At 52.5% G+C, this 25,954-nt stretch carries 22 protein-coding genes and 1 tRNA gene; 9 read left to right on the top strand and 14 right to left on the bottom strand.

The window, feature by feature from the left end; translation table 11 throughout:
- The first annotated feature begins 77 nt into the window (after window positions 1-77).
- Together ACJMNB_RS00810 and ACJMNB_RS00805 are read left to right on the top strand one after the other, a co-directional pair.
- Window positions 78-734 (top strand): MBL fold metallo-hydrolase, encoded by a 657-nt coding sequence (locus tag ACJMNB_RS00810; RefSeq protein ID WP_405337919.1) that lies wholly within the window; start codon window positions 78-80, stop codon window positions 732-734.
- Window positions 735-758: 24 nt separating this feature from the next.
- Complete coding sequence (locus tag ACJMNB_RS00805; protein ID WP_405337916.1) at window positions 759-1,913, top strand: acyltransferase family protein; 1,155 nt, start codon at window positions 759-761, stop codon at window positions 1,911-1,913.
- On the opposite strand, the gene ACJMNB_RS00800 is transcribed toward ACJMNB_RS00805, so the two are convergent.
- The 7 genes from ACJMNB_RS00800 to ACJMNB_RS00770 form a co-directional block, all read right to left on the bottom strand.
- The gene (locus ACJMNB_RS00800; RefSeq protein WP_405337913.1) at window positions 1,910-2,755 is read right to left on the bottom strand and encodes a patatin family protein; all 846 of its coding nucleotides are present in this window, start codon (window positions 2,753-2,755) and stop codon (window positions 1,910-1,912) included. The two genes, ACJMNB_RS00805 and ACJMNB_RS00800, sit on opposite strands and share 4 nt — an antisense overlap.
- Complete coding sequence (locus ACJMNB_RS00795; protein ID WP_405337910.1) at window positions 2,752-3,459, bottom strand: lysophospholipid acyltransferase family protein; 708 nt, start codon at window positions 3,457-3,459, stop codon at window positions 2,752-2,754. The genes ACJMNB_RS00800 and ACJMNB_RS00795 overlap by 4 nt, the downstream gene beginning before the upstream one ends.
- Window positions 3,460-3,464: 5 nt before the next feature.
- Complete coding sequence (gene fabZ / locus ACJMNB_RS00790) at window positions 3,465-3,911, bottom strand: 3-hydroxyacyl-ACP dehydratase FabZ (RefSeq protein WP_072801092.1); 447 nt, start codon at window positions 3,909-3,911, stop codon at window positions 3,465-3,467.
- A complete protein-coding gene (locus ACJMNB_RS00785; protein WP_405337905.1) occupies window positions 3,908-4,639 on the bottom strand; it encodes an SDR family NAD(P)-dependent oxidoreductase in 732 nt (243 codons plus the stop codon). Before ACJMNB_RS00785 ends, fabZ begins: the two co-directional genes overlap by 4 nt.
- 24 nt (window positions 4,640-4,663) lie before the next feature.
- Window positions 4,664-7,060 (bottom strand): beta-ketoacyl synthase N-terminal-like domain-containing protein, encoded by a 2,397-nt coding sequence (locus ACJMNB_RS00780; RefSeq protein ID WP_405337902.1) that lies wholly within the window; start codon window positions 7,058-7,060, stop codon window positions 4,664-4,666.
- A 114-nt stretch (window positions 7,061-7,174) separates the two neighbouring features.
- Window positions 7,175-7,414, bottom strand: coding sequence for an acyl carrier protein (locus tag ACJMNB_RS00775; RefSeq protein WP_072801095.1), 240 nt, complete (start codon window positions 7,412-7,414; stop codon window positions 7,175-7,177).
- Between the two features lie 140 nt (window positions 7,415-7,554).
- On the bottom strand, window positions 7,555-8,628 hold the full coding sequence (locus tag ACJMNB_RS00770; protein WP_405337898.1) for a hypothetical protein: 1,074 nt from the start codon (window positions 8,626-8,628) through the stop codon (window positions 7,555-7,557).
- A 108-nt stretch (window positions 8,629-8,736) separates the two neighbouring features.
- Here ACJMNB_RS00770 and uvrB point away from each other — a divergent pair, with 108 nt between their 5' ends.
- From uvrB to gpmI, 3 genes are all read left to right on the top strand, one after another.
- Window positions 8,737-10,926, top strand: a complete 2,190-nt coding sequence (gene uvrB, locus ACJMNB_RS00765) for an excinuclease ABC subunit UvrB (protein ID WP_405337895.1) — start codon at window positions 8,737-8,739, stop codon at window positions 10,924-10,926.
- Window positions 10,927-11,065: 139 nt separating this feature from the next.
- Entirely contained in the window at window positions 11,066-12,142 is a 1,077-nt protein-coding gene (locus tag ACJMNB_RS00760; protein WP_405337892.1) for a hypothetical protein, read from the top strand.
- A 132-nt stretch (window positions 12,143-12,274) separates the two neighbouring features.
- Entirely contained in the window at window positions 12,275-13,909 is a 1,635-nt protein-coding gene (gpmI, locus tag ACJMNB_RS00755) for a 2,3-bisphosphoglycerate-independent phosphoglycerate mutase (protein ID WP_405337889.1), read from the top strand.
- 885 nt (window positions 13,910-14,794) lie between these two features.
- Here gpmI and ACJMNB_RS00750 read toward each other — a convergent pair.
- Complete coding sequence (locus tag ACJMNB_RS00750) at window positions 14,795-15,316, bottom strand: hypothetical protein (protein ID WP_405337886.1); 522 nt, start codon at window positions 15,314-15,316, stop codon at window positions 14,795-14,797.
- A gap of 50 nt (window positions 15,317-15,366) precedes the next feature.
- On the opposite strand from ACJMNB_RS00750, the gene ACJMNB_RS00745 reads away from it, so the two are divergent.
- Together ACJMNB_RS00745 and ACJMNB_RS00740 are read left to right on the top strand one after the other, a co-directional pair.
- Window positions 15,367-15,449 (top strand) — tRNA-Leu (locus tag ACJMNB_RS00745).
- 24 nt (window positions 15,450-15,473) lie between these two features.
- On the top strand, window positions 15,474-15,902 hold the full coding sequence (locus tag ACJMNB_RS00740) for a hypothetical protein (protein ID WP_405337883.1): 429 nt from the start codon (window positions 15,474-15,476) through the stop codon (window positions 15,900-15,902).
- Here the strand turns inward: ACJMNB_RS00740 and ACJMNB_RS00735 are convergent.
- From ACJMNB_RS00735 to ACJMNB_RS00715, 5 genes are read right to left on the bottom strand one after another with little or no spacing between them, the layout of a single operon-like run.
- Window positions 15,896-16,393: a hypothetical protein gene (locus ACJMNB_RS00735; protein WP_405337880.1), complete on the bottom strand. Its 498-nt coding sequence runs from the start codon at window positions 16,391-16,393 to the stop codon at window positions 15,896-15,898. The two genes, ACJMNB_RS00740 and ACJMNB_RS00735, sit on opposite strands and share 7 nt — an antisense overlap.
- Before the next feature lie 16 nt (window positions 16,394-16,409).
- Window positions 16,410-18,194 (bottom strand): single-stranded-DNA-specific exonuclease RecJ, encoded by a 1,785-nt coding sequence (gene recJ / locus ACJMNB_RS00730; RefSeq protein ID WP_405337877.1) that lies wholly within the window; start codon window positions 18,192-18,194, stop codon window positions 16,410-16,412.
- Window positions 18,195-19,319, bottom strand: coding sequence for an ATP-binding protein (locus ACJMNB_RS00725; protein ID WP_405337874.1), 1,125 nt, complete (start codon window positions 19,317-19,319; stop codon window positions 18,195-18,197). It lies immediately after the preceding gene.
- Window positions 19,316-20,677 (bottom strand): murein hydrolase activator EnvC family protein, encoded by a 1,362-nt coding sequence (locus ACJMNB_RS00720; protein WP_405337871.1) that lies wholly within the window; start codon window positions 20,675-20,677, stop codon window positions 19,316-19,318. The genes ACJMNB_RS00725 and ACJMNB_RS00720 overlap by 4 nt, the downstream gene beginning before the upstream one ends.
- Before the next feature lie 2 nt (window positions 20,678-20,679).
- A complete protein-coding gene (locus tag ACJMNB_RS00715; protein WP_405337868.1) occupies window positions 20,680-21,522 on the bottom strand; it encodes a cell division protein FtsX in 843 nt (280 codons plus the stop codon).
- An 89-nt stretch (window positions 21,523-21,611) separates the two neighbouring features.
- Between ACJMNB_RS00715 and ACJMNB_RS00710 the strand changes: the two genes are divergently transcribed.
- Complete coding sequence (locus ACJMNB_RS00710) at window positions 21,612-22,619, top strand: YbbR-like domain-containing protein (protein ID WP_405337865.1); 1,008 nt, start codon at window positions 21,612-21,614, stop codon at window positions 22,617-22,619.
- Window positions 22,616-23,623: a tRNA (adenosine(37)-N6)-threonylcarbamoyltransferase complex transferase subunit TsaD gene (tsaD, locus tag ACJMNB_RS00705; protein WP_405337862.1), complete on the top strand. Its 1,008-nt coding sequence runs from the start codon at window positions 22,616-22,618 to the stop codon at window positions 23,621-23,623. The genes ACJMNB_RS00710 and tsaD overlap by 4 nt, the downstream gene beginning before the upstream one ends.
- Here the strand turns inward: tsaD and ACJMNB_RS00700 are convergent.
- Window positions 23,620-25,920 carry a patatin-like phospholipase family protein gene (locus ACJMNB_RS00700; RefSeq protein WP_405337859.1) on the bottom strand — a complete coding sequence of 767 codons (2,301 nt, stop codon included), beginning with the start codon at window positions 25,918-25,920 and terminating at the stop codon, window positions 23,620-23,622. The genes tsaD and ACJMNB_RS00700 overlap by 4 nt on opposite strands.
- Window positions 25,921-25,954: the final 34 nt, after the last annotated feature.

Below are 25,954 nucleotides of genomic sequence, written 5' to 3'. Positions count from 1 at the left end.
TGACAGCGTTCTGCGAATCATTTCAACATTGTCATGCCCGGCTACGACCGGGCATCTCCTTTTTTATATTAGGCATTATGGTTATCAAGCAATTTGTCGTGAATTCCTTTGGCGTGAACGGATTCGTTTTAAGCAACGATGACGGCGAAGCGATTCTCATTGACCCGAGTGTCAGTAACGAGCAGGAAGAAGAAGCCCTCGCCCGCTACATCGAGACGAATCATTTGAAGGTGCGCCGACTCCTGAACACGCATTTGCACTTGGACCATGTGCTGGGCAATGCATTTGTGGCAAACAAGTACGGCGTACAGCCCGAAGCCCACGAAGAAGACACCTTCCTTTTGGAATTGCAAGAAGAACAGAGCCAGATGTTCGGGCTCCCCCTGCGCGAGCCTTCGCCGGCATTAGGAAATTACCTAGCCGAAGGCGACAGCATCGAAATTCCCGGAATCAAGCTACAAGTGTTCCATGTGGCAGGGCACTCCCCCGGCGGCATCGCCTTCTACTGCGAAAAGCCAGGGGTCGTCAACGGCCAGAAAGATGTGCCGCCGCTGCTATTCCCAGGCGATATTCTGTTCGCAGGCAGCCGCGGGCGAAGCGATTTGTTCGGTGGCGACGAAGAAGCTCTGGTCAGCGGAATCAAGAGTAAACTGCTGACGCTCCCGAAAGAGACGGTCGTGTTCCCCGGACACGGACCCCTGACAACAATCGCCGATGAGAGTAGATGGTATTAAAGAGATTCCGGCTCAAAGGCCGGAATGACGGAAAAACGGATGGAGAAATCGGCAAGAATCGGGTGGATTGACGAATTCAAGGGATTCGTGTTGCTGCTGGTATGCCTATTCCATGTAGAGCAATCCTTCTCGTGCGCGAACATGGGAATGCTGCACTTGAGTGCGCTGCGCATGTCGGCCTTCTTCTTTATTTCGGGAATGCTCTTTAGTACCCGCCACTTTCCGAATTTCAAAGGCTACTTTATTCACAAGACAAAAGTCCTGCTTATCCCCTACATTTTGCTTTCGCTCTTATTTTTGGCGCTAGACCCGGTACTATACAACTTCGACTTGTTCCCGAAAGCGCCGCGCATGACGGTGATGAATATACGCCCCGCAATCGCAGGCGTGTGGGATTATATCTACTGGAACCTGGCGAAGATTTTTGTGGCCGGAAAATCATCCATCGGATCGGGCCCGCTGTGGTTCGTGTTTACGCTGTATTCTGTGAGTTTAATGTTTTATGGAGTGCAAAAATTAGCCGGGAAGACAATCGTGGGCGCCAGGATGACAGTTGCGGTCATCGCAATCGCATGCCTTATAGGCGGCTGGTTCCTCTACAAGAATCACATTCGCTTTCCTCTCGGAATCGAACGCGATTTGACGGTGCTATTCTTCTTTGCTTGCGGCTGGCTAAGCAAGGACCCGATTCGCGACACGCTCTGCGCGAAAGGAAAAAAAGGAATCCCTTGGAGTCTTGTTGTTGCCTCCTCCATCACCGCATTCATTCTTTATGCCGCATTCGAAATCCCGGATCCGAATTTCAGCATCATGAATAATGACTTGGGCAAAAGCCTTCCCGTTTTTGTTGCCAGTTCCGTCTTCGGCATCGCAGGCCTTGTAACCGCCTTTGTCGCAGCGGACAAGATTCCAAACATCGGCCCCATCCGCATACTCAAGGGCATTCTGCGCAACATTTCAAGGAATGCGTTGGTGATTCTTGCCGTGCACTGGTACATTCTGCTGGTCATGCGCCTGCTCTTCCGCAGTACCTTCAATAAGCCCGGCATCGCCTACATTACAATCGCCATCGTAGCGGCAGGCGTTATCGCAGCAATCCCGCTGTTCCGCAGCAAGCTCTACAAGCTGCTCGGCAAGCAGCCTGCAAGCGTGCGGGAAAGCTTGAATATCCGCGATTAAATTTCCAGGAAAGCCTTCAAGTCGTCCATGCGCTTTTTCGCCATTTCGACGCCGTGCTCATAGGACTCGTTCATCTTTTCCATATTGGTGTCAAACTGGTCGCACAAGTCGATAATTGGGCGAATTAAGAAGAGTTTGCCCTCTTTTTCCAGTTTTTCCATGCGTACGAACATTTTTTCGTAGCGTTTCAGGCGAACCATGAGCGCACGGAACAGGTCCGGGTACTTGCGCTTGTACATGGGGTTCAGAATCGCACGATACTTGCGGAAATCCGTCACCGCTTCGCCCGGGTAATGGGTCGAAATGGCCACCACCTTGTCGCAGCCCTTTTCAAAAGCACGTTCGAAAGGAATCGCCGCCGAAATGCAACCGTCGGCATAATGCTTGCCGTCCAGTTCCGCCATCGGGAAAATCATCGGCAAGGCACAGCTGGCGCTGATCAAATCGCACAGACGCTTCTTGTCGTTCTTTTCGCTCTTGAATTCGGCGCGGCCCGTTTCGCAACAGGTGAGTCCGATTTCGCATTCGATTTTGGAATTGTGGTACGCCTCGAAATCCAGTGGCATATCGCCATCGGCAGCCAGATAGTTCAATGCATGGAATTCCTTTTGAATCCCGATGAACTTGCTGGCCCATTTCTTGCCTTTCTGTAGGCGAGTCGGCAACACGATAAAACGCAAACGGCCCTGCTGGCGCGTAATGAAGTTCACCGCCGCATGGGCTCCGGCAGAAACACCTGCCACGTAATTAAAATCAATACCTTCGTCGAGCCAGGTGTCAATCACGCCTGCGCTGAACATGGTCTGACGAGAACCGCCCTCTAACACCAACCCAGTCTTCATGCTTGCACCTCTTCGGGTGTTTCTGCTGCAACCGGGAGCGGAGCCACTTCAGTCTTGCCCAGAGCCTGTTGCTTGAGGCCCCAGACTTTCTGCCTGAAATATTCACTGCGTTCAGTCAAGTGTTTCGAAGAAGGAATTCCCTTCACGCGTTCAATCTTTTCGGGTTCACTCACCACAATCTGCGTGCGGTGACCACGCTTATAAATACCATCGATACCCACCGAAAGCACCGGAGCTCCGGTACTGCGGGCAAGGAACGCAAAACCAGTCTTGAATTCATTCAGCAAGCCGTCATAGCGGCACTTGCCTTCAGGGAAGATAATCACAGAATTGCCTTTTTCCAGTTCGCGCTTGGCAATCAGGGCCCATTCGGTATCCAGGTTAAAACGGTCGCAAGGAATCACGCACTTCACGCGGGTCAGGGCCCAGCTAAAATGCGGGTCTTCAATCTGGTCCTTCGCCACCACGATGCTTTTATGGTGAAAAAAGATAGCGAGCATCATGAGGGGATCCCACATGCTCGAATGGTTCGCAATAATCACCGAGGGCGTCTTCAGGCGCGGAGACTTCACTGTTTCGCCCACAAAGGTAACCTTCGGGCGGTACCAAACAAACAAGTAAACTCGCACGGTGTAGATGACTATCACCATCACGAGTTGCATGAAAAGTTCAAACAGCGGGTTCTTTTTCTTTACGTCAGACATCTACCTTACTTACCCAAACTTTCCTTGGGAATACTGGTGAAGGTAAGGGCGCCCTTGGCATGAACGTTGCCGTTCACTTTCACGATGCAGTCAAAGCCGACCAACACGCCGCCTTCCTTCGTCTTCTTGACAGAGATTTCAAGCTGGTCGCCCGGAATCACCGGCTTCACGAACTTAAAACCGTCAATCTTCAAAAGCACGTAGAGATTCTTTTCCAAATCTTCGGCAGGCTTTTCGATCACGAGGGAGCAAAGCTGAGCGCAACTTTCCACAATGAGCACGCCCGGCATAATGGGAGTGCCCGGAAAGTGACCCGTAAAGTACGGTTCGTTCACGCTCACGTTCTTGATACCCACGGCAGATTCATTCGGCACCAGTTCCGTGACCTTTTCAATCATCTGGAACGGCGGACGCTGAGCAATCTTTTCGCTGATTTCGTAAATATTCATCATAGAGAAAGTCCTCCGTCGAGCACGAACACCTGGCCGGTCACATAGGCGAACTGGTCAGAAGCCAAGGCAGACACAATGTTTGCAACTTCATCGGCAGAGCCAAAGCGCTTCAGAGGAATCTTTTCGAGGTAGCCCTTGCGGGTTTCTTCGGGAATCGCTTCGATCATTTCGGTAGCGATAAAGCCCGGAGCCACGGCGTTCACGCGAATGCCAAAACCGCCCAGTTCCTTGGCAAGCGTCTGGGTCAAGGAATTCACGGCACCCTTCGTGGCGCTGTAAACAGCCTGGCCAGCGAGAGCGAACTTGGAAGACACAGAACTCATGTTGATAATCACGCCGGACTTCTGCTTGTACATCTTCACGGCCACCTGCTGTGCGCAGTAGAAGTAACCCTTCACGTTCAGGTCAAAGCACTTGTCCAGGGTTTCGGGATTCATCATCATCAGGTATTCGTCGCGCACGATACCGGCGTTATTCACCAGCACGTCAATGCGGCCGTATGCCTTGAAGACTTCGCGAATCATGACCTTCACCTGAGAAAGGTCGGCGACATTTGCCTTGTAAATCATGCCGTCACCACCTTCAGACTTGATCTGGTCCAAAGTCTGCTGGGCAGCCTCGTCGGAACTGGAGTAGTTCACCACGACAGTATAGCCATCGCGAGCAAGGCGCAAGGCGCAAGCCTTGCCGATTCCCTTAGAAGCACCTGTTACCAAAGCTACTTTCATATTCAAGCTCCTTCTACCTAAACACTATTTTCCAAGCACGACTGCGCTGTAAGAACCGCCCGTCGCGTAAGAGATAACCAAAATTTTCTTGAGATTTGCCGATTCAGCCGTCTTTGCAGAGACAGATCCGTCTGCTGCCACAAAGTAAGCGTTATCGTTTACCATTTCACCGCTCAAAAGGAGAGCGGCTTCGGCAGCGGCAAGGGCTGCAGACCCCGCACGGCCTTCACCGGTGCGTTCCTTGACTTCGAAGAGCGGCATCGTAGCAAGCTTTTCGCCAAAGACACGCTTGAGAGCACCCTTTTCGATATCGTCAATCTTCTTGCAGCCGTTTGCAAAACCGCAGACTGCATCCACGTCGGCAGCCGTAATGCCAGCATCGGCCAGAGCGTCGGCAATGGCCTTGTCCAAAGCTTCGTCAGAACCAACCAGCTTACCGAACTTCACGTTCTTGCGGCCATGGCCGAATCCGAGAGCGTAGCAGTAAACCTTGGCACCGCGGGCCTTTGCATATTCTTCTTCTTCGAGCAAAATCGACACGGAACCGTCACCCACCACAAAGCCTTCGGCGTTTGCGTAAGGAGCGACCACATCGTTTGCGGCCACGCCAAGCTTCTGGGCAAATTCCGTAATGATGGGCAAGTTTTCGTCGGTACCGGTAGCCATCATGGCCTGTTCCTGACCGTCGTGAATCACGTTCATGGAATAGCCAATGCTATCGAGGCCAGAAAGCGGACCGGTGGTAATGGTAACGCCGTAGCCCTTGATGCCCGAGCAAATGGAGAGGTAACCGCCAGCCGCATTGTAAACGGTGTGGGGGAACTTGAAGGCGGAACCGCCGGCATTGCCGAGTTCTGCAATCAGTTCTTCAAAATCGTAAGTGGCGCCGAGGCCGCCTTCGCTGGTACCCACGATAATACCGATATCCATGGCATTTTCGTCAGAGACCTTGAAGTTTGCATCTTGCAGCGCACGCATGCCCGAAACGGTCTGGAGCTGGCCCAGGTTGTCAAGCTTGCGGTAGAAAGCCATCTTGATGCCCAGTTCCTTGTAGTCTTCCAGGGCAATCGTCGAACGCACCGAAGCGGATTCCGGCTTCTTGCCGGCCTTCACGGCTTCAACGTAGGCGGTCTTGCTGTTGCCGAGGGGCGACACAATTCCGAGACCCGTCACGGCAATCTTCTTGCTTGCCGCGCTCTGGGCAGACACGTTACCCGATTCCTTCGAGAAAACGATAGCGGCATTGGTACCACCGAAGGCAACGTTATTGCTCAGCACGCACTTCAAATCCTTGTGGCGTGCAAAGTTCTGCACGAAGTCCATTTCGCCCACCTTTTCCTTGAGGGCGGTAGACTGTTCTTCGCTATAGGGGAAAGTCGGGAGCACGGTATCGGTAGTCAAAGCCTTAATGCTGAACACGGCTTCGATGGCACCGGCAGCACCCAGGCAGTGGCCCGTAAGCACCTTGGTAGAGCTCACGCTCACCGTCGGGTTTTCTTCGCCAAAGTATGCCTTGAAGGCAGTCATTTCGGCGTTATCGTTCTTGCCCGTACCCGTACCGTGGGCATTGATGTAACCGATGTCGGTCTTTGCAATGCCGGAATTCTTGACGGAGCGGTTGATGGCTTCCTTAAGGCAAAGGCCATCTTCGCGGGGGGCGGTAATATGGTTGGCATCGCTGGTGACACCAGAACCCAGTACTTCACAGTACTGCTTGGCAGAGCGCTTCTGGGCATGTTCGTAAGATTCAACGATCACGATGCCGGCGCCTTCGCCCAGCGTAATACCGTTGCAACGGTTAAACGGGGAGCAGCCGTTTTCATCAAGGGCATGCAAAGAAAGGAATCCGGAATAAGGCACCGAGGCAAAAGAGTCGGCACCGCCCGCAATGACAACATCCGCCTTGCCGGCGCGAATCAAGTCGCAAGCCACCGCAATGGAAATCGTACCGGCAGCGCAAGCGTTAGCCACGTTCGTTACAATGCCACCGGCACCGCAGGTTTCAGCCACCTGGGAGGCAATGGAGGCAATAGGCATCTTGGCAATTTCAGAAGCGTCGCGACCATGCTGATGATACTGTTCAATGGAAAGAACACCACCCACGCAACTTCCGATCACCACGCTCACGCGCTGGTCGTCGCCAAAGTTCTTGAGACCTGCATCGGCCAAAGCTTCGTTTGCAGCCTTGATGCAAAGTTTCGAGACGCGGTCCTTTTCTTCGGGAGCATCAATTTTATCGAGGGTGTCGCACTTGACTTCGGCAGCCAAGTCAGCATAGCAGTTCACCGTATCAACAGAAGTGGTCTTATGAATGCCGGAAACCGATTCCAGGGCATTCTTCCAAGTTTCTTCGACATTGTTACCGACGGCACAAATGACGCCTAAACCTGTAACTACACAACGCTTATCATTAGGGGTCATAATTATTCCAAAGAGCTAATGGCCCCGATCGTTTGTTCCAAAAAGACAATTATGACAGGGACCAAGATACCAAAGATAAAGAGAGCCGAGGTTTTTCCCCTCGGCTTAAGTTTATTAGGCCTTGTGAGCTTCGATGTATGCAGCGATTGTATCGATGCTCTGGAAGTTTTCCTTAGCAACGCCAGTCATGGAGACACCGAAGTTACTATCGACAAAGGAAATGATTTCGAGAGAATCAACGGAATCGAGGCCGATTTCTTCACCAAAAAGCGGAGTATCGAACTGGAGAACGTCGCCGTCGACACCGAGATCAGACATAAAGAAGGCCTTGAGTTTTTCTTTCATTTCGTTCATATTTTTACCTCATAACATTTTTGGCGCAAAGATAGAAAATAATTACAATCATATTGTCAAATATCTTACAAAAGCGACATATAGACATAAATCGGAGACGAAATGCACAGAACAGTGCCGTTTTTGGCCAAAAATCGATATTAGAACGCTTGACGAACGTAGAACGACAAACCTAAATGGTCAAAATCGACCCAAGAAAAATCGGCTCGGGCAAACAGATTTTGTTTAAGATTCAGTCCTAAAAGTGCGCCTACGCCAACGGACCGGTGCCAGTCGTTGCGAACAAGTTCGCTAAAATACCGCCCCGCCTTTCCGCCTTCAAAAAACAGATGACTCCCCAGACGCCACCAAATAAGCTGACGGACCTCGGCCTGCATAATCACAGCCTGGTTGTCGCCAAAATACAGGCTTTCTACCCCTCGAAAACGGCAAATTCCATCGGGCCCCGCAAGCATGTCAAAGGGGACATCGCCATCGGCGCGTTGCCACAGGAATCCAAGGGCCATGGTTGTCGTGGAGGTTACCGTTGAATAGCCTCGCATATCCAGCATTTCTACATCGAAGGTGTAATCGCCCAGGCGGTCGCTGTAAAACATCTGCTGCCACTGCACCAAATATCCGTGGCGGGTCCAGTTGATATTGTCACGGGTATCAAGACCGACCAAGTATCCCGCTCCATTGCGCCAGCCGGAATGGTCGTCGGGAAGGTCCGTCACCCCGCCCTCTTCAAAGTCTATCTCAGTGTACTCCGCATGGACTTCAACCCCATACTTGAGGAATGTCGGAAGGCCGATTCTAGATTCGATTCTAGTGCCGTACTGGAACTTTTTGCGGTTGAAGTTGGTGAACACATCGATGTCGGGATCATTGCCGCGGCCATAGTAACCCGCCACCCAGTCCTGGTACTTGAGCAAGCCCCAAATACTGATCTGGTCATGGAACATGTAGTAGTAGGGTTCCAAGGCAACCTGCAACTGACCACGGGTCGAACCATAGGCAGTAAGGCCGATTTCGGGAACATTGCCCCCCTTTTCGTCGGGCCTTAAAAAGAACAACGACATCACGCCAATCTGGAATTCCGTTTCTTCGGTATAGCCAAGAATGGGCACTACAGAATACCGTTGAAAATCGTCTTCGGGTGCATCATCTGTTTCCGCGACGGCAAACGCCACGAAAACAATCAAGAGCAGTCCGATCTTTTTCAACAATTCCATTATAAACCAAATATAAAATTTAAACGGGAACTCTTTTTTATTGTTAATTTTTCATCATTCATTTTTCATTCTCAACTCCGAAAGCTGAATCCAATATTTCGAATTCGTATGGCCCGCGCACGCAAGACAATTACACCAGACCCGTATGCCAAACCGATAGCGAAACCGCTACCGCCCGAGCAAAGCTTGCCAGGGCACTTGAAGCAGTTCCAGGCCAGCACCCGGGCAGAATTTGTCCTAGAGAGTCCTTATGGGGCTGCAGGCGACCAGCCTAAAGCCATCGAAGAAATTACAAACGGATTCAAGAACGGCGACCAGTTCCAGACGCTCCTGGGTGTTACCGGTTCGGGCAAGACCTTTACAATGGCAAACGTCATCAAGAACGTGGGCAAACCCACGCTCATCTTGACCCACAACAAGACGCTTGCAGCCCAGCTTTACCAGGAATTCAAGGCATTTTTCCCCCACAATGCGGTGGAATACTTCGTGAGCTACTACGACTACTTCCAGCCCGAAGCCTACATTCCCCACACCGATACCTTTATCGAAAAAGACGCCAGCATCAACGACGAAATCGACAAGCTCCGCCTGCGGGCCACCGCAAACTTGCTCACCCGCAGGGACGTGATTATCGTTGCCTCCGTGAGCTGCATCTACGGTTTGGGAAGCCCCAGCGAATATTTCGACCTGATGGTGCGAATCAAGAAAGGCGAAATCTACGATCGCGACAAGATTCTGCACGACTTGGTACGCATCCAGTACACCCGCAACGATTTCAGTCTGGAACGCGGCACCTTCCGCGTACATGGCGACGTCATTGAAATCCAGCCCAGCTATGACGAAGAAGGGCTCCGCATCGAACTGTTCGGCGACGAAGTAGACAGACTCTGCCGCTTCAACATTGTCACCGGCGAAGTCACACAAGACTTGGACGAGATGACGATCGCTCCGGCGAAACACTTTGTGACCAAAGAAGAGGGCCGCGCCGGCATTCTGCAGCGCATGCAGGTGGAACTCACCGAGCGCCTCGCCGAACTCGACAAGGAAGGCAAGGTGCTGGAATCGGCACGCCTTAGCAGCCGCACCCGCTACGACATGGAAATGATCCGCGAAACGGGACAGTGCAGCGGCATCGAAAACTATTCCCGCATTATCGAAAACCGCGCCCCGGGTACGCGCCCCTTTACACTTATCGACTATTTCGGTGACGACTGGCTCTTGATGGTGGACGAATCCCACGTGAGTATCCCGCAGGTGGGCGGCATGGCCGAAGGCGATAAAAGCCGCAAGACAACTCTTGTGCAGTATGGTTTCCGCCTGCCTTGTGCCCTGGACAACCGCCCCATGAACTTCGCCGAATTCGAATACATGTATCCGAAGCAGGTGCTTTTCGTGAGCGCCACCCCCGGCGATTACGAACTTACCAAGACAGGCGGCGTAGTCACCGAACAGATCAACAGGCCCACCGGACTTCTGGACCCGAAAATCGAAATGTTCCCCATCAAGGGACAGATGGACGTGTTGCTTTACCGCATCGAAGAAGTGGTCAAGAAGGGCGATCGTGTGCTGGTCACGACGCTGACCAAGAAGATGGCCCAGGACCTTACCGACTTCTTTGTGGAAGCGGGCATCCGCGCGCGTTACCTGCACAGCGACATCAAGACCCTAGAACGCCACGAATTGATTCGCGGGCTTCGTACCGGCGAATTCGACGTTCTGGTAGGTATCAACCTGTTGCGCGAAGGCTTGGACCTGCCCGAAGTGAGCATGGTGGCCATTCTCGATGCAGACAAAGAAGGATTCCTGCGCAACTACCGCAGCTTGATTCAGACCATGGGCCGTGCCAGCCGCAACGTGAACGGCACGGTGCTGCTGTTCGCGGACAACATGACCGACAGCTTAGAAAAGGCCATCACCGAAACCGCTCGCCGCCGAAGCCTCCAGGAAGAATTCAACAAGGAACACGGAATTACACCGAAATCGGTGACCCGCAAACTGGAAGACGACCTGAGAATCAACGACCCGCTGGGAGCCATTGGCGACGATGTCTCTGACGAATGGGAAGATGACGGCACGGGAATCCGACCCATGGAACCGTTGCAGCCTTCGAGCAAAACGAAGAAGAAGGGAACTATTCGTAGGAAAAGTATGGATTCCCTCCCTGCGGTCGATAATGACCATTCAAATCGAGCAAGCAGCAAGTTAGAAGAGCTGGAAAAGCAGATGAAAGAGGCCGCCGCCCGCCTAGATTTCGAAGAAGCCGCACGACTTCGCGACATTATTCGCGGTATGGAATAGATTTATATCACGAAAAACCGCTTTTTTAAGCAAAAAAACGTGTTTTTCGCCCCATTTTTGCCAAAATTTACACTTTTTTAATTGCATTTCACCCTAATTTTGTTTATTTTCAAGAAAAACATTCTAAAAAGGACAAATCATGACTTTTGCAAAGAAACTTTTCATGGGTTCCGTTTTTGCCGTAAGCGCCTTCGGACTCATTGCATGCGGAAGCGACAGCAAGTCTTCTTCTGAACCCGATCCGAACGAACCGGGTGCTCCTGTGGTTGTTCCCACCCAGCAGGACGCAAACATTACCTTGAGTAGCGAACTTGTGGGCGAAGGCCTGTTGACCAACTCCAGACTTTCTGGCGACGACATGCGATTCAAGGGCCGTTTCGGTCTCGACATTACCCAGGACTCCTCCGAAAACGACATCAACATTAAGTTTACGAACATCGAATACAAGGTGCTCGATGCCGAAAGCAGAAATGTCGCCGTAGCAATCAATTCAAACCCGATTGCGTTCCCCACCCCCAGCGACATCGACCTGAACTCGATGAATTCGGCTGGCGTGAAGGTCAACATGACCGACCCGGGCTTTACGGCATGCGGCAAGTATAATCTCATGGTCACCGTGACCGCAAATAACGGCGTCAAGGACTTCTTCAGCACCGTGCTCATCCCGTTCGAACGCGATGCAGCTGAATACTGCCGCGAACAGAATCAGGATCCGGGCCAGCAACAGCCCGTAAAGCAGGAAATTCCGATGAGCTTCTGCGAAGTCGTGGTTTCCACAAACGTGAATCCGGGTCTTGATCTCGCAAGCTGCACAGCCGTTCCGGCACCCGCCACTACTGCAGACATCATCTTCAGCAAGGCCGGTACAAGAGACAATCCGGAAGTCACCGCCACCAGCGGCAACGGCACCCAGTTTGCTCCGATCAGCAACGGCGACCTCCTGCCCACCGAAGACGACTACGAAGTGAATATCTGGCCCGAAGACATGAACCCGGACCGCTCCCCGGCTACTGCCTACGTGAGCGACTTTAAGTACAAGACTCTCGGTTCTACGATTACGTCGATGATTGAAAATTCCAACCAGATTTACGTTGCAGCAACCGCTGCCTACAATAAGGATACTGGTGCAGGTTTCTATGCATTTGCCATTACCGACCCGAGCCAGGGCAACAACGGTGACTACACCTTGACCCTCAAGGTCTACAGAGTCCAGTAATTGGGTCTAAACTGAGTTTGAGCCCTCCCCTCGCGGGAGGGCTTTTTTATATAGTGAACAACGAAAAATAAGAACTCCAAAAAGATATTTTTTCTAAATTTACCCGCGTAATTTAACAACACGGAGTAAACCATGCTCAAGAAGCTTTCCAATTTCCCCGGCATCAAGGGACCGGTCGTAACCATCGTAATGGATGGTTTTGGTATCACCGATAAGGTCGAAGGCAACGCCATCAAGGCTGCCCGCACCCCGACTCTCGACAATCTCTTCAAGATGTACCCGAATGTGCTCTTGAAGGCTCACGGCCGCGCCGTGGGTATGCCCACCAACGAAGACATGGGTAACTCCGAAGTCGGCCACAACGCTATCGGTGCTGGCCAGGTCTACAACCAGGGTGCCGCCCTCGTGCAGGATTCCATCGTCTCTGGCGAAATCTTCGGCCGCGACGCTTGGAAGGAAATTGCCGGCAATGCCCGCGAAAAGAACACCGTCCTCCACTTCATCGGTCTCTTCAGCGACGGTAACGTTCACTCCAACATTTCTCACCTGAAGGCCATGGTGGCCCAGGCCAAGAAGGAAGGCCTCAAGAAGGTTCGCGTTCACATTCTCCTCGACGGTCGTGACGTTCCGGAAACTTCTGCCCTCGATTACGTTGGCCCGTTCGAAAAGTTCCTCGAAGAACTCCGCTCTCCGGAATTCGACGTCTGCATTGCTAGCGGCGGTGGCCGTATGCAGATCACCATGGACCGTTACAACGCTAACTGGAAGATGGTGGAACTGGGCTGGAAGACCCACGTGCTCGGCGAAGGCCGCATGTTCGACAACGCCACTCAGGCTATCGAAACTCTCCGTGGCGAAACCAAGGCTATCGACCAGGACCTCCCCCCGTTCGTGATTGCCAAGGACGGCCAGCCGGTCGGCACCATCAACGACGGCGACTCCGTGGTGTTCTTCAACTTCCGTGGCGACCGCGCCATCGAAATCACCCGCGCCTTCGAAGAAGAATCCTTCAGTGAATTTGACCGCAAGCGCTTCCCGCACGTCTGCTACGCCGGCATGCTCCAGTACGACGGCGACCTCAAGCTCCCGAACCGCTTCCTCGTGCCGCCTCCGGCCATCAAGGAAACCAGCGGCGAATGGCTTGCAGAAACTGGTGTGAAGCAGTTCGCTTGCTCCGAAACTCAGAAGTACGGCCACGTGACTTACTTCTGGAACGGTAACCGTTCCAGCAAGTTCGACGGCGAAACCTACCTCGAAATCGAATCTGACGTTGTTCCGTTCGAACAGCGCCCGTGGATGAAGGCTGCCGAAATCACCGACGCCATGATCGAAGCTTTGAAGAGCGGCAAGTACCAGACGCTGCGCTGCAACTTCCCGAACGGCGACATGGTGGGCCATACCGGTTCCTTCCGCGCTGCTACCATGGCTATCGAAGCTGTGGACATCGGCCTCGCTCGACTCCTCCCGGTGATCGACGCCCTCGGTGGTGTTGCCATCATCACGGCTGACCACGGTAACGCCGACGAAATGTACGAAATCGACAAGAAGACCGGCATGCCGAAGGTGAACAAGGACGGTTCCTTCAAGGCCAAGACCAGCCACACGCTCAACAAGGTGCCCTGCATCTTGTACGATAACGTGACCGGCGGTAAGCTCGGCCTCAAGGAAGGCGACTGGGGTCTCTCCAACATCGCCGCCACGACCGCCAACCTTCTCGGCCTCGAAAAGCACGAGGCATGGGACGATTCTATGTTAATCGTTAAGTAAACGATTAACATAAAACGAGATTAAAAATGGAACCCGCGAGGGTTCCTTTTTTGTACTCAAATTGTTCAATGCCAAACTGTTTGCTAGCCTTAGCGAAAGAATATATATTTATTGAAAAGAATCTAAAGCATTTTAAGGGGAATTTTATGTTCTTTTTTATTCTCAGCCCCATCTATGTTCCCGTGCTAGTCTTTTTGATGGCAAAATCGATTACATCCACCGAGAGAACCCATCCCGCAGTCTTTGATGAATCAGAGTTTTTTATCCAGATGAAAAAAAGTACATCCGGACTCAAGGCGGCAGCAATTCCCCTATGCATACCATTCCTACTCATTTTGGCTATGTGTATTTTATCTTCATTGTTTAACCCACATTCCAAAAACGAAGCCGACTTAATATTCGTAATGTTCTTTGTTACCTCAGCTTTCGTGGCTATTATAGGCTGTTTTTCGTTCTATTTTTACAACTATCTTTTCTTGGCACGAACGTTCCTAAAGTCAGCCGCAATCCTAGCCATTCCCTATTTAGGATTAGTAGTTTGCCAGGTTTTCTTGTGCGTCTATCTTGAAAGCGCCGAATTCCTCGTTTCCCTGATTCCCTTCTTTTTCATCTTTCTTATTATGCTACCCGTCCTCAAGTTCAAGCGATCTAAATTCATTGGGAACGTATAGTACAATTGTCTTTATCCAGAAGAGGAGCAAAATTTTCAATCACCTTATCAGGGTTTTAGGGGCGGAGGGAAGCGGCAGACACGGCTAGAGTGGATGCCATGGCTAGAGCGAGGGGACAACTGAACAAGGCGAGCGTTGTGCCAAACGGAGTTTGGCATAACCGAGCCGTACAGTTGGGGCTTGAGCGAAGCGAAAGCCCAACACTTTCCCTCTGTTACTTTCCTAAAGTTCCGCGGGAGTATTCGTTGATGCAGGTGACGGCCTTGCGTTTGCAGGGTGAACTTTCGTCGTAGAAAACCACACGGTCGTTGCGGAAGACTTCGCCGAAAATTTCCTTGCCGGCGGCGTTGCTAGCCTTGTTGTACTTGACATCGTAGAAGATGTCGGTGTCGCGGGTGACTACGCGGATTTCAGCATCAATCTTGTACGGGCCGTGGGAGCCTTTCAGCTTGAAACCATAAGGAGCCTCTTCCATCTTCAGGAACTTAAATGTAGGCGCTTCGAAATCCAGCTGCATCCAGGAGCGGGCACCGCCCTTGTCGCGCAGGTTGAACCAACCTTCCAGCGAACCTTCGGTACTTTCGTTGGCAGATTCCATAGCCATGTTCAGGCATGCGATATAGCCGTCGCGGGCCAGGGAAAGGTCTTCCTTGAACTCGTGATAGGTATCCATGTCGCCATCGTAGGCGAAAAGGGGTGCAACAAGAAACGCGAGCAAAATAACGAGATATTTCATGTTCAGAAATGTAGAAAAGAAACATTTTACTATATTTGTGGCACGCCCGAGCCCGGGTGGTGGAATGGTAGACACTGGGGACTTAAAATCCCTTGAGGGCAACCTCGTGCGGGTTCAAGTCCCGCCCCGGGCATTTACGGCAAACCAGGGAGCCATTATGATTGAATTCTACCCGAACAGCATCTACTATCCTCGCGAAGCAGTTGAAGAAAAGCTCGCCAAGGGTGAACTCCAGAAAACCGAAAAGCACCTGATGGGCTGGACGGAACGCCACCGTGGAGAAATCTGGGACTGCGCTCGGGACGACTCCGACAATCCTACCGACGAAATTCTCCTTGACAACCTGCGCGCCCTTCTGCTCTGCAAGGGTTCCTTGCAGCCTGCCGCCGAAATGGGCGACATGATTAAGGAAATCAAGAAGGAAGAATGGTACAGGAACGAATCCCACCACGAAGACCCCGAAGAAGTGGCCGAAGAATGGAAGGCCAAGTACTTGGTGAAGTGGCGCGAAGCCCGTATGTTCGAAGCCTTTATCCTGATTGAAAAAAGAACCGCCGAATTGTTGGCGATTCTCAAGAATCAATAATTTGTTTTCCACACGAACGGAACCCACGCCACGAACTTGCCTTGTACGCTGCGGGGGTAACGCCAATAGGTCTGGATTTGCGAAAGCACCAGGCCTTTAAAATTTTCGTCGTCCACGTTAGTGAAAAGAATTTCGGGATTAAACATGCCCGTAGAATCCAGTGTGAGCTTGATTCCCATAAAGGCATTGGAATCCTTGTGAGCATTCTTGCGGTTCGCCTTGAAGTAGGCGGCAGAGGCAAAGTGAAGACTCGCGGCACGACCTTTCAGGAACTTTTCGAACTGGACGATATCCCGACCTGCAGAATTATCAAGCACATAGATGTCATCGAGAGAGGGCATGACCATGCGCCCCGTGAAGCCTTCCGGTTCAACCGGTGCAGGAGCATCAGATTCAGTGTTTGCCACTGGAGTATAAAGCTGAACCCTGGAAAGAGCGAACATGAGTATCGCAAAAACCAGAATCAAGAAATATATCGGCAGGTTGCGCATTTGTTATCCCAGTTGTTTACGAGTTCGGTTCAATGTAGGGCTCGATGGCCTTGATGCAAAGCTGCAAGGATTTGCGATCGTTAAAGTAATTCCAGGTAGGCTCGAAGATGACCGACACAGGCTTGCTGAGCAGGCTCTTGAACTTGCGAAGTCCGAAACCGATAGCCGGATACACGCGGCTCCCCGCCTGGGAAATATCCATCTGCAAATGTCCGCCCTTGAGTTCGCGAAGGCGGTGCACTTTGACATTGTCTGCACGGAAGGTGGGGTACGGGAAGTTGCCGCTAAAGGGTTCCAGCAAGTCGATAAAATCCAGAATGGAAATCAGCTGGTTCTTGTTGGCCCCATTGCCGACACCGTATTCACGGGGAGACATGTACTGGGCCGCTTCGACTACAAGTTCGTTCAGCGAAATGCGGATGTCGTAGGAACAAGGCGCCATTTCTTCTTCGCAAGTTTCGGTTCCGGTGTAGTTCTGGCTTGCAGCAGAAACCTCCAGGCGCTTGCGAAGCTCATCGATTTTATCGGCAGGGAGCGAGAAGCCCGCCGCATTGGCATGGCCACCCCAGCGATCAAAAAGTTCACGGGAATCGAACAGGGCCTTATGCCAGTTAAAGCCAGGAACCGCACGGGCGCTGGCATGGGCCATGCCGCCCTGAATCGAAAGCACCGCCGTGGGCCGGTGATATTCCTGGGCCAGCTTTGCAGCCACAATGCCGATGACGCCCACATGCCAATCGTTACCTGCCACCACAATCACCGTGGGAAGGTTTTCGCCGTACATGGCTGTCATCTGGGACTGGGCCATCTCGGTGATTTCAGCTTCTTTCTGCTTGCGCTTGCTGTTCCATTCGCGTAGTTCCGCCATCAGCGCATTAGCCGTAGCCATGTTCGGGCTGAGCAAAAGCTTGAGGGCCGGATCCGGACGTTCCATGCGGCCGGGAGCATTCAGCAGCGGAGCGAACTTGTACATGACATCAATGCCGCCCACACTGCCATGGCCCTTCATCAGGTTGCAGTACATTTCCTGCAGGCCCGGCCAATGACTGGTTTCAATAGACTTAAGGCCCGCCTTGGTAAAGGAGCGGTTTTCAGGAGTCATGGAGACCAAGTCGGCAAGCGTTCCCAGCGCCACCAAATCCAAGAACTTGGTAGGCTCCGGCATAGAAAGTCTTGAGTACAGCGCGCACACAAACTTGTAGGTAACACCTACGCCACAAAGTTCCGGGTTCGGGTAAGTATCCCCTTCCTGGTGCGGGTCCAAAAGCACATCGCATTCCGGGAGTCCATCGCCCGAAGGCTGGTGGTGGTCAATAACCAGCACCGACATTCCCAACTGTTTGGCCAGCGCAATTTCTGCATTGGCGGTAATGCCGGTATCCACCGTAATCACGTAACGGGCGCCCGCCTGGTGCATTTCTTCCACCGCCGAAGACGAAAGGCCATAGCCATCGCCAAAGCGGTTCGGGAGTCTCCAATCGGACTCGATGCCCAATTCCGAAAGGGCGCGGGTCATGAGCGTTACGGCAGACATGCCGTCCAGATCGTAATCGCCAAAGACAAAAACTTTTTCGTGCCTGTCGCGAATATCCAAGAGCCAGGCAACCGCGGCATCCATTCCCTTGATCAAGAAGGGATCCAAGACATCACCGGCGTTTCCGCACAGCATGCGGTGAGCTTCGGACACGGAACGAACTCCACGAGACACCAGGAAACGCGCCACCACATGGGGAATGCGCAGGCTTTTCGACATTGCCGAAGCCTGGTGTTCGTTCAAGATTTCGTCCTGCACCTCAGCCATTTATTTATAGCCCTCGAAAAGTTTTAGGGACAGGTTCTGTAGACACATGTATGCAGGCACGCGTCTCGATTCGATTCGCGACATGGTTTCTTGAACCGCCACAAGAGCAAGTTCCAAGGCCGTCGCATCGATACGCGGGAAATTGGAAAGGCCCACCGCCGCAGTGGTTTCGGGCATACGCAAAGGAGCCCCCGCCTGCTCGCGCAGCAAATCCGCCAGCAAGAAGGAAAGGACTTCCAAGAAGCGGTTGGCGTCATAGGCATCGTCCAGCGTGGTTTCCTTTAGCTGCATGAACAACTCGGTGTAATTACCACGCAGGGAACAGATCACAAAGTCAGATGCCAGCTTGCACCAGGACTTGGCGTGTTCCGCATAGTAAAGGGCCTTGCCCGGAGAACCTACCGCAAGCCCGATCACATCGTCGGTGAGGGAGGTCTCGTCAAATTCTTCGCCAGCAACCCGGAGAACTTCTGACTGCACTTCGTCGTCGGAAAGAGGCAGAAGATGCAACGCCAGACAGCGGGAACGAATAGTCTGGAGCATCTTTTCACGGGAACTGGTGGTCAATATAAAATAGGTGTTGGCCGGAACGTCTTCAAGAGTCTTAAGGAAGGCGTTGGCCGCCGATTCGTTCATGCGGTCCGCTTCGGCAATAATAATGGTGCGGATGCGGTCGCCCTTCATGGCAAAGCTGGATGTCATGGAGCGAATCAGGTCTACCGAGATATAGGCCCCTGCCGAAAAAATATCGACGCGGTAGGGGTTCTTCTGGATTTCTTCGATGTAGGCCTTTTTAAAGTCTTCGATGGTCTTCGCCTTGCTTCCCGGAGCCACGTCATCGGAACTGCGGGCGCGAGCCTCTTCGGCTTCCATAGGAACCACCCAACCGTCAGTGGCGCCACTGTCTTCTGCCATACGGCAGCCAAAGCAATGCCCGCAGGGTCGCATATTCGGATCGGTACACTGCAACGCCTTGGCGATTTCCATCGCAAGCCATTTCTTGCCGATTCCCGCAGGGCCATCAATCAAAATCGCCTGAGGGAAACGGTTCTCGCGGAGCGCTGACATCACCCGGATGCGGGCGCGTTCTTGAGAAGCAGGACCATGTAAAGTATATTCGATCATTTCTGTTTCAACCACTGCAAGGGGTCCACTGTTTGTGTCCCTTCGCTCACTTGGAAGTACAATTTAATTCCATTTAAAGAGGCAACATCGCCCACTTCGCCAATTTCTTCGCAATTTCGCACTTCTTTGCCCTCTTGCACACGGATTGACGCAAGGTGACCGTACACGGAATAGGTTCCGCCAGCGTGTTCGATAATGACCGAAGGTCCGCGACCATCGATTTCGGCCACCATCACCACCGTACCGGCCGCGGCAGCACGAACGGCCGCGCCCCGTTTTCCGCGAATTTCCACGCCCAAGTTGCGGGTCATAATATGCAGCACCGGATGTTCCTGCAAGCCGTAATTGCTAATGACGTCACCCTTAAGCGGAGTACACTTGGGCCCCTTTACCGATTCGGCCACCGTAACCTTGGGCTTTTCCACCGTCTTTGCCGGAGCCTTCTTGTCCTTCTTTTTGTCCTTGCCGGCCTTTTCCTTGGCCTTGCGGGCAGCCTCGTCTTTCTTGGCCTGCTCGATTTCCTTCTTGCGCTTTTCTTCCAGCTTCTTGATAAGGGCCAGCATGGTCTTCTGGTTCTGTTCGAATTCCTTGAGGGCGCGGCGCTGCATGTTCTGGTCATGCTTCAAGGACATGAGCATCTTTTCCTGCCCACTCATTTGCGAGACCAGCCCCTTTTCTTCGGCGGCCTTCTTGGAACGCATCTGTTTAAGGTCATCCAAATGGGCAATTTCCATTTGCTTCTTTTCGTCGCGTTCTTGCACCAGCTGTTGCAAGACTTCTACTTCTTGCTGGTCCTGGTTCAAAATGTGGTGAACCCAATACACCTGGCGGTCGGGATTCCCCTGTTGCGTGAGCAGGCCATAAAGAACGCGGGCCTCGCTGTTTCGACCGCTCACATAGAGCGTACGGATGCGTTTTTTCATGGCGTCCCGACGGCTCTCAATTTTGCGATCCAGGGAATCGATATCTTCCGATAGCTGCACAAGCGCCCGTTCCAGCATGAGTTCGCTCCTGGAAAGTTCCGAGAGGTAGGTACGGGTCTGGTTCAGGTTCTGGTCGAGAATAGAAATGGTATTCAGAACGCCCTTTTCTTCGGTTTCGAGGAGAGCCAGTTCCTGGCGTTTTTTCGCCAAGTCCGATTCCAGTTTTTTCAGGGCGTTTTTCTGCTCGTTGATCTGGGCGTCCGTCTTTTTGGTCGCAGAAGACTTGGGCGCAGACTTCGTTGCAGCCTTCGTCGTCTTTTTGGCAGGAGCGGATTTTGCAGGTGCACTCTTAGCATTTTTTGCGGCAGGCTTAGCGTAGGCGTTTTCGACGCCAAACCCAAGCAACAGGCAAAAAAGCAACACCACAAGCCGCATCGTTAATCCTGCTCATTGCGCTTGATCGAAAGGAACCCGCGCACCGTACGGTAACTGAAGTAGCCCGAAAGAGCCGTCACCAGAAGGACCACTAAGGCAAGACAAGAGCCAAGGCCCGTCAGGTTCGCCGCCACAATGGGGAACGCATCGGCAACGGACTCTAAAACCACCGCCAGCAAGATAACCGCAAGGCCACTCCCCACAATACCCTGGAAAGCCCCCTGCAGCACGAACGGAAATTCGATAAAGAAATGGCTTCCGCCGGCATACTTCATGTTTTCTACCAGGAGCCTGCGGGAAAGGAGGGAAAGCCTTACGGAGTTGCAGATAATCAGGGAAAGCGTAAACAGCAAGAGCACGCTGACACAGATTGGCCAGAAAAGCATGCGGAACTTCCAGGCCGAAATTTTCTCTACCCACTGCACCGGGGCCTGCACTTCTTCGAAATAGTCCATGCGGGAAAGATTGTTCTTCACATCCACAAGGGTAGCGGGATCTTTATTAGCTTCGGCAAGAGTCACCCGGAAGAAGGGCGGAATGGGGTTCCCTTCCACAAGGTCCAGCATTTCACCCGAAAAATGCCTACGGAAATCGGCCAAGGCGGAATCGGCGCTGACAAAGGTCACCGAGTCAATATACTTGGTATGTTCCAGACGGTCCTGAATCACCTTCAGCGAATCTTCACTTACCGATTCCGGCAAAAAAGCCTCAATGGCGTACAGGTTCCTTTCCATGGAAAGTACCCGCATCACGGCCCCGAAAGCGGTAAAGGAAGCCGATAAAAGCAAGGAACACAGGAATATGGTGGCAAAGGACGGCAGGATTACCGTACGGTGCTGCCGCATTCCGCGAAAAGATTCCGATATTAAATAGCCAAGTTGTCCGAACACGAAGTGAATTATAACTAAATTTTAGACAGTCATTCGAGAGTTCTATGGGAAACATCGTTCTAAAAATAACCGCACTGATATTTGGCATTGCCCTTTGGTTCCTTGTCATATCGCAAAAGGATTTCCAGCTTTCGGTGAATGTCCCGTTGAACTTCGTTAAGCTCCCCGAAACAATGGCGATAGCCTCGAAGCCACCTCACTCCCTGCACATTACTGTCGAAGGAAAGTCCTGGGATTTGATCCGCTTGAACAACCTGGTCAAAGATCCCAAGCAAAACTCCGTCGCCATGGTGGTGGACCTGCAGCAAGCCGAACTGGGCGCCAAGCGCATTCACCTGGACAGCAAGAATTTCGTTTCGGCAGGTTTCCCGGATGTCCGCTTCGTAGAACCCGAAAATCAGCTTTTGTTCGTAGACCTGGATATCGATACCCGCATTACGCGAAACGTCCCCATTAAATCCGTCGCCACCTTCACGGCTGCGCAAGGGTACCTGATTGCCGACGAGCCCGCAGTATCTCCCGAAGAGTTGCTGGTATCCGGAGCCCGCAACGCCCTGACCCGCATTATCGACATTCCTACCGATTCCTCATTCTTTGACACACTGCGCAACAGCCAGGAATTCAGGGTTCCGTTGGACTTCAGCATGCTCCCCGCCTTCGTTGCTCCTAGCGATTCTTCCGTGAAGATTTCGGTGAACATCCAGAAAATGAGCAGCCACACTTACGACAGCATCCCCGTAAGCCTGATCGGATTTTTCGACAAACAAGTTTATTCTCTAGAGCCCAAGAGCCTTTCTGTGGAAATCACGGGCGGCGAACTGGCACTTGATTCCATTACCGCCCAGAACATTGAACTGGTAATGGAATACAACCGTTTTGCCATCGAAGACGCCGACAGCCTTTCTCCTACAGTCAAGCTCACGCTTCCGGCCCACATCAACCGCGAAATGGCAATCAAGGCAATCCAGTTGAAGCCGGAAAAAGTAACGCTCCGGAAAAAAGAAGAAAAGCCTGCCGCTCCTGCGGACTCCCTCGAAGAGGTTGCACCATGATTTGGCTTGGAATTGAATCCAGCTGCGACGAAACCGCCTGCGCCATTCTGCAAGACGATCCCGTAAAAGTTCTTTCGAACCCTCTGTACAGCCAGATTGACGAACACGCCCTCTATGGCGGCGTGGTTCCCGAAATTGCCGCCCGTGCGCACCTTCAAAAGATTTCGCCGATTGCAGAAGCCGCCGTCAAGGAAGCAGGTATCGAGCTGAAGGATATCGACGCCATCGCCTATACCACGGGCCCGGGCCTTATGGGACCGCTCCTGGTGGGGGCAAGTTTTGCAAAGGGCCTCGCCCGCGACTTGCAGATTCCGGCCTATGGCATGAACCACCTGGAAGGCCACCTGGCCGCCGCCTGGCTCACCCACCCCGAAATCGAGCCGCCGTTCTTGACGCTTACCGTTTCGGGCGGACACACGGAATTGGTGTTGGAAGAACCGGGGTTCAAGTACACAAGCATCGGCCGCACCCGCGACGATGCCGCCGGAGAAGCCTTTGACAAGTGTGGTAAACTGCTGGGCCTCAAGTACCCCGCAGGCGCAACCATCAGCCGCCTGGGTAAAGACGGCAACCGCAAATTCGTGGACTTTCCGCGAGCGCTCCATGTGCACGACAACTGCGAGTTTTCTTTCAGTGGCTTAAAGACGGCTGTACTGCGTTACACCGAGACTCACGACCCTGAATTCATCCAAAAGAACATCGGCGACATTTGCGCGTCCCTGGAAGACGCCATTGTCGATAGCCTCGTAACCAAGACCATTACCGCCCTGAAAAAGACCAAGATGAAAACTCTCGTGGTCGGTGGCGGCGTAAGTGCCAACGCCTGGTTACGCACAAGACTGCAGGATTACTGCGACAAGCACGGAATCATGTTCTGCATTCCGGAACGCAGCCTGAGTACCGATAACGGTGCCATGATTGCAGCCGCAGCCATTCGCCGCAAGCGTCAAGGCAAGCTGATTTCGGTAAACGAAGTCAAGCCCTGGATGCCGCTAGCTCTTTAAAAACTGTAATTGCCGATGCGGATGAAGTAATTGTATCCGCTCAAGTGCGTCAAATCGCCAAAGGTGCCGTAATCCACTACACGGCTGATTCCAGCATATGCGGTAACCGAGCGGTATGCGAAGCGCAAGGCCGGTTCAAAGACAAACTTGTCCACATCGAGATCCGCATAGGGGCTGTCTTCAAAATCATGGTAATAGGCGCCAAAAATCCAGGCACCTAGATAGTTTCCATGGAATCCGCCATTCAAGCGCAACATGGCATATTCATGGGAAGAAAGCTCAGGATTGTACCATTCGGTAGACCAGGGTGTTGCCGCCGCATGCAAGCGGTAAGCCACATCCAAGGGAGCCTTTTGAAAAGACTTGGGCGAAACGTAGCCATGGCCTTCATCATGATAACGTTCGATGGCACCGACGGCAGCCGCAGTCAAGGTGATAAAAGGAACCGGCGAAAGGGAGTAACGGGCATCGGCCAAAAGCTTCCAATAGATGGGAACCACATCGAGAATGCCGTCATCGAAGCCAATCGATTCAAAACCTCCCCATACATTCAAGACGTAACCCTCATTGGCAAACCAATTGTCGTCAGCACCATTCAGGTAACGGTAATGCAGCATGGGCGATACCGGGAATGTCTTGATGGGTCGATCGCCGTAGTAGGCCGAATCCAAATCGTAATAGCGGGAACCAAAAATAAACTCCGCCGAAACACGCTGACGGCTATCCATCGTATACAACAGGGTCATCATCAAGTCGCTTCTTTCTTCGGATTTTATCCGGAGCCAGCGATGCACGCTGTTGTAAGACTTCAAGGGAACCAATTTCATATAGTCGTAACCGAACTGCAAATCCCAGTGACGATTCCACAATTTTGAAATATTCAAACGCGGGCGAACTCCGTAGGAATGTCCTCCCCAGAATCCGGCCAGCACCAAGTCAATTTCAACATGGTCTACATAATGAACCGCCGCTTCAGCATAGGCGTTGGGACCAAACGCATTGGAACCGAAACCGCCTGCCGCAAGGTCCAGTGTAGGATGCACGGCAGATTCCACCGCAACGTTACCGCTAGGTTGCATGTCCAAAGACAGCGAGTCATAGGCGGGATTCTGCAACATGTCCAGAGCAAAATTCCTAGGAGCGACCAAGCCTGTATCGGAATCTCCCCAATAGGCCTTCACTGTATTTTGAACTTCAGGCGAAAGGGTATTGTAGGTAGGTTCAAAGCGGAACCAGGGTTTTGCGGCATCACGATTAACAGAATAGTCAACGCGGCGGCCATTCAAGATCTTGAAACTCGCAAGCTGCTTTTCCAGGGACGAAAAACCGGACTGGATCCACACCGCGCGAGAGGTATCTAGAATCGTATGGGCCCTTACAACAACTCCCGGCTGGCTGGCAAGTATTTCGGCAGCGTGCTGTTTGATAAGGCGAGTCCGTTCATCGCCCACAATGGGAGCGCGCAACGGGTCCGACGCTACGATAATCGAAAGTTCCTGGGCATTGTCCTCAACAGGCATGGCGTAATAAGGGCACAATTCGCCAGACATTCCTGCAGAATCGTTCCCCCAAAGCGGAAGCGAGGCGATAACTTCCGGAACCGAATTACCGACAACAACGGGACTTCCCGATTCGCAGGATTGCACCGCAAAGGGAATGCGGATTTCCTGACGCTGACGATAAAGGCTTTCCTGAAAACGGAGCTTTGCGAGGGCTCGCACGACCTGCATGGAATCCGGCGTAAGGGATTTCTTTTCTGTACGGATTGAACGAGACGTATCCATCATTACCGCAAAGCGGCTTCTAATGGCGGGCACACCCGATACAGAAATCGGGAGTTCGTAGGAATCCGTTTTCCTGCGGCCCAGTTCACTCCCGACCGCCGAAAGGTCATGCCCCACAAAGTCCACAATGGCCGAATCCAGCATGAGTTTCTGGATATCATCCAGCGGAACGCCACGAGCCCACAAGGAAGCGACCCATGCGCCCCAGGAAGTGGCCACCACGGAATCTACAGGAATGCCATATTCCTCGATACCGTAAAGCACACCCAGCTGGAACCAGGGAGAACGTTCTCCGCCCCCCAGGTAAAGAACCGTCTTCACCGGAGTCGCGGAAACCGTAGAAGCTGCACTATCCGGAGCCGCCGGAATATTCACAGAAGAATCAGCATGCGAAGAATCCGCCTGCGCAATGGAATCTGCAGATGCTTTCAGCAAATCAAGAGACGGGACATCCTGCAACGAAACGGAATCAGCTTCGTCGGAGACCGCCCACGTTACACATAGCGCAACCATCGCCATTAATTTGCTGAAGACTTTCTGCACTAAG

It is taken from the genome of Fibrobacter sp. (assembly GCF_045131395.1).
In the GTDB taxonomy this organism is placed as follows: domain Bacteria; phylum Fibrobacterota; class Fibrobacteria; order Fibrobacterales; family Fibrobacteraceae; genus Fibrobacter.
The sequence above is the reverse complement of the archived record's forward strand: the minus strand, read 5'-3'. Positions and strand labels throughout refer to the sequence as shown.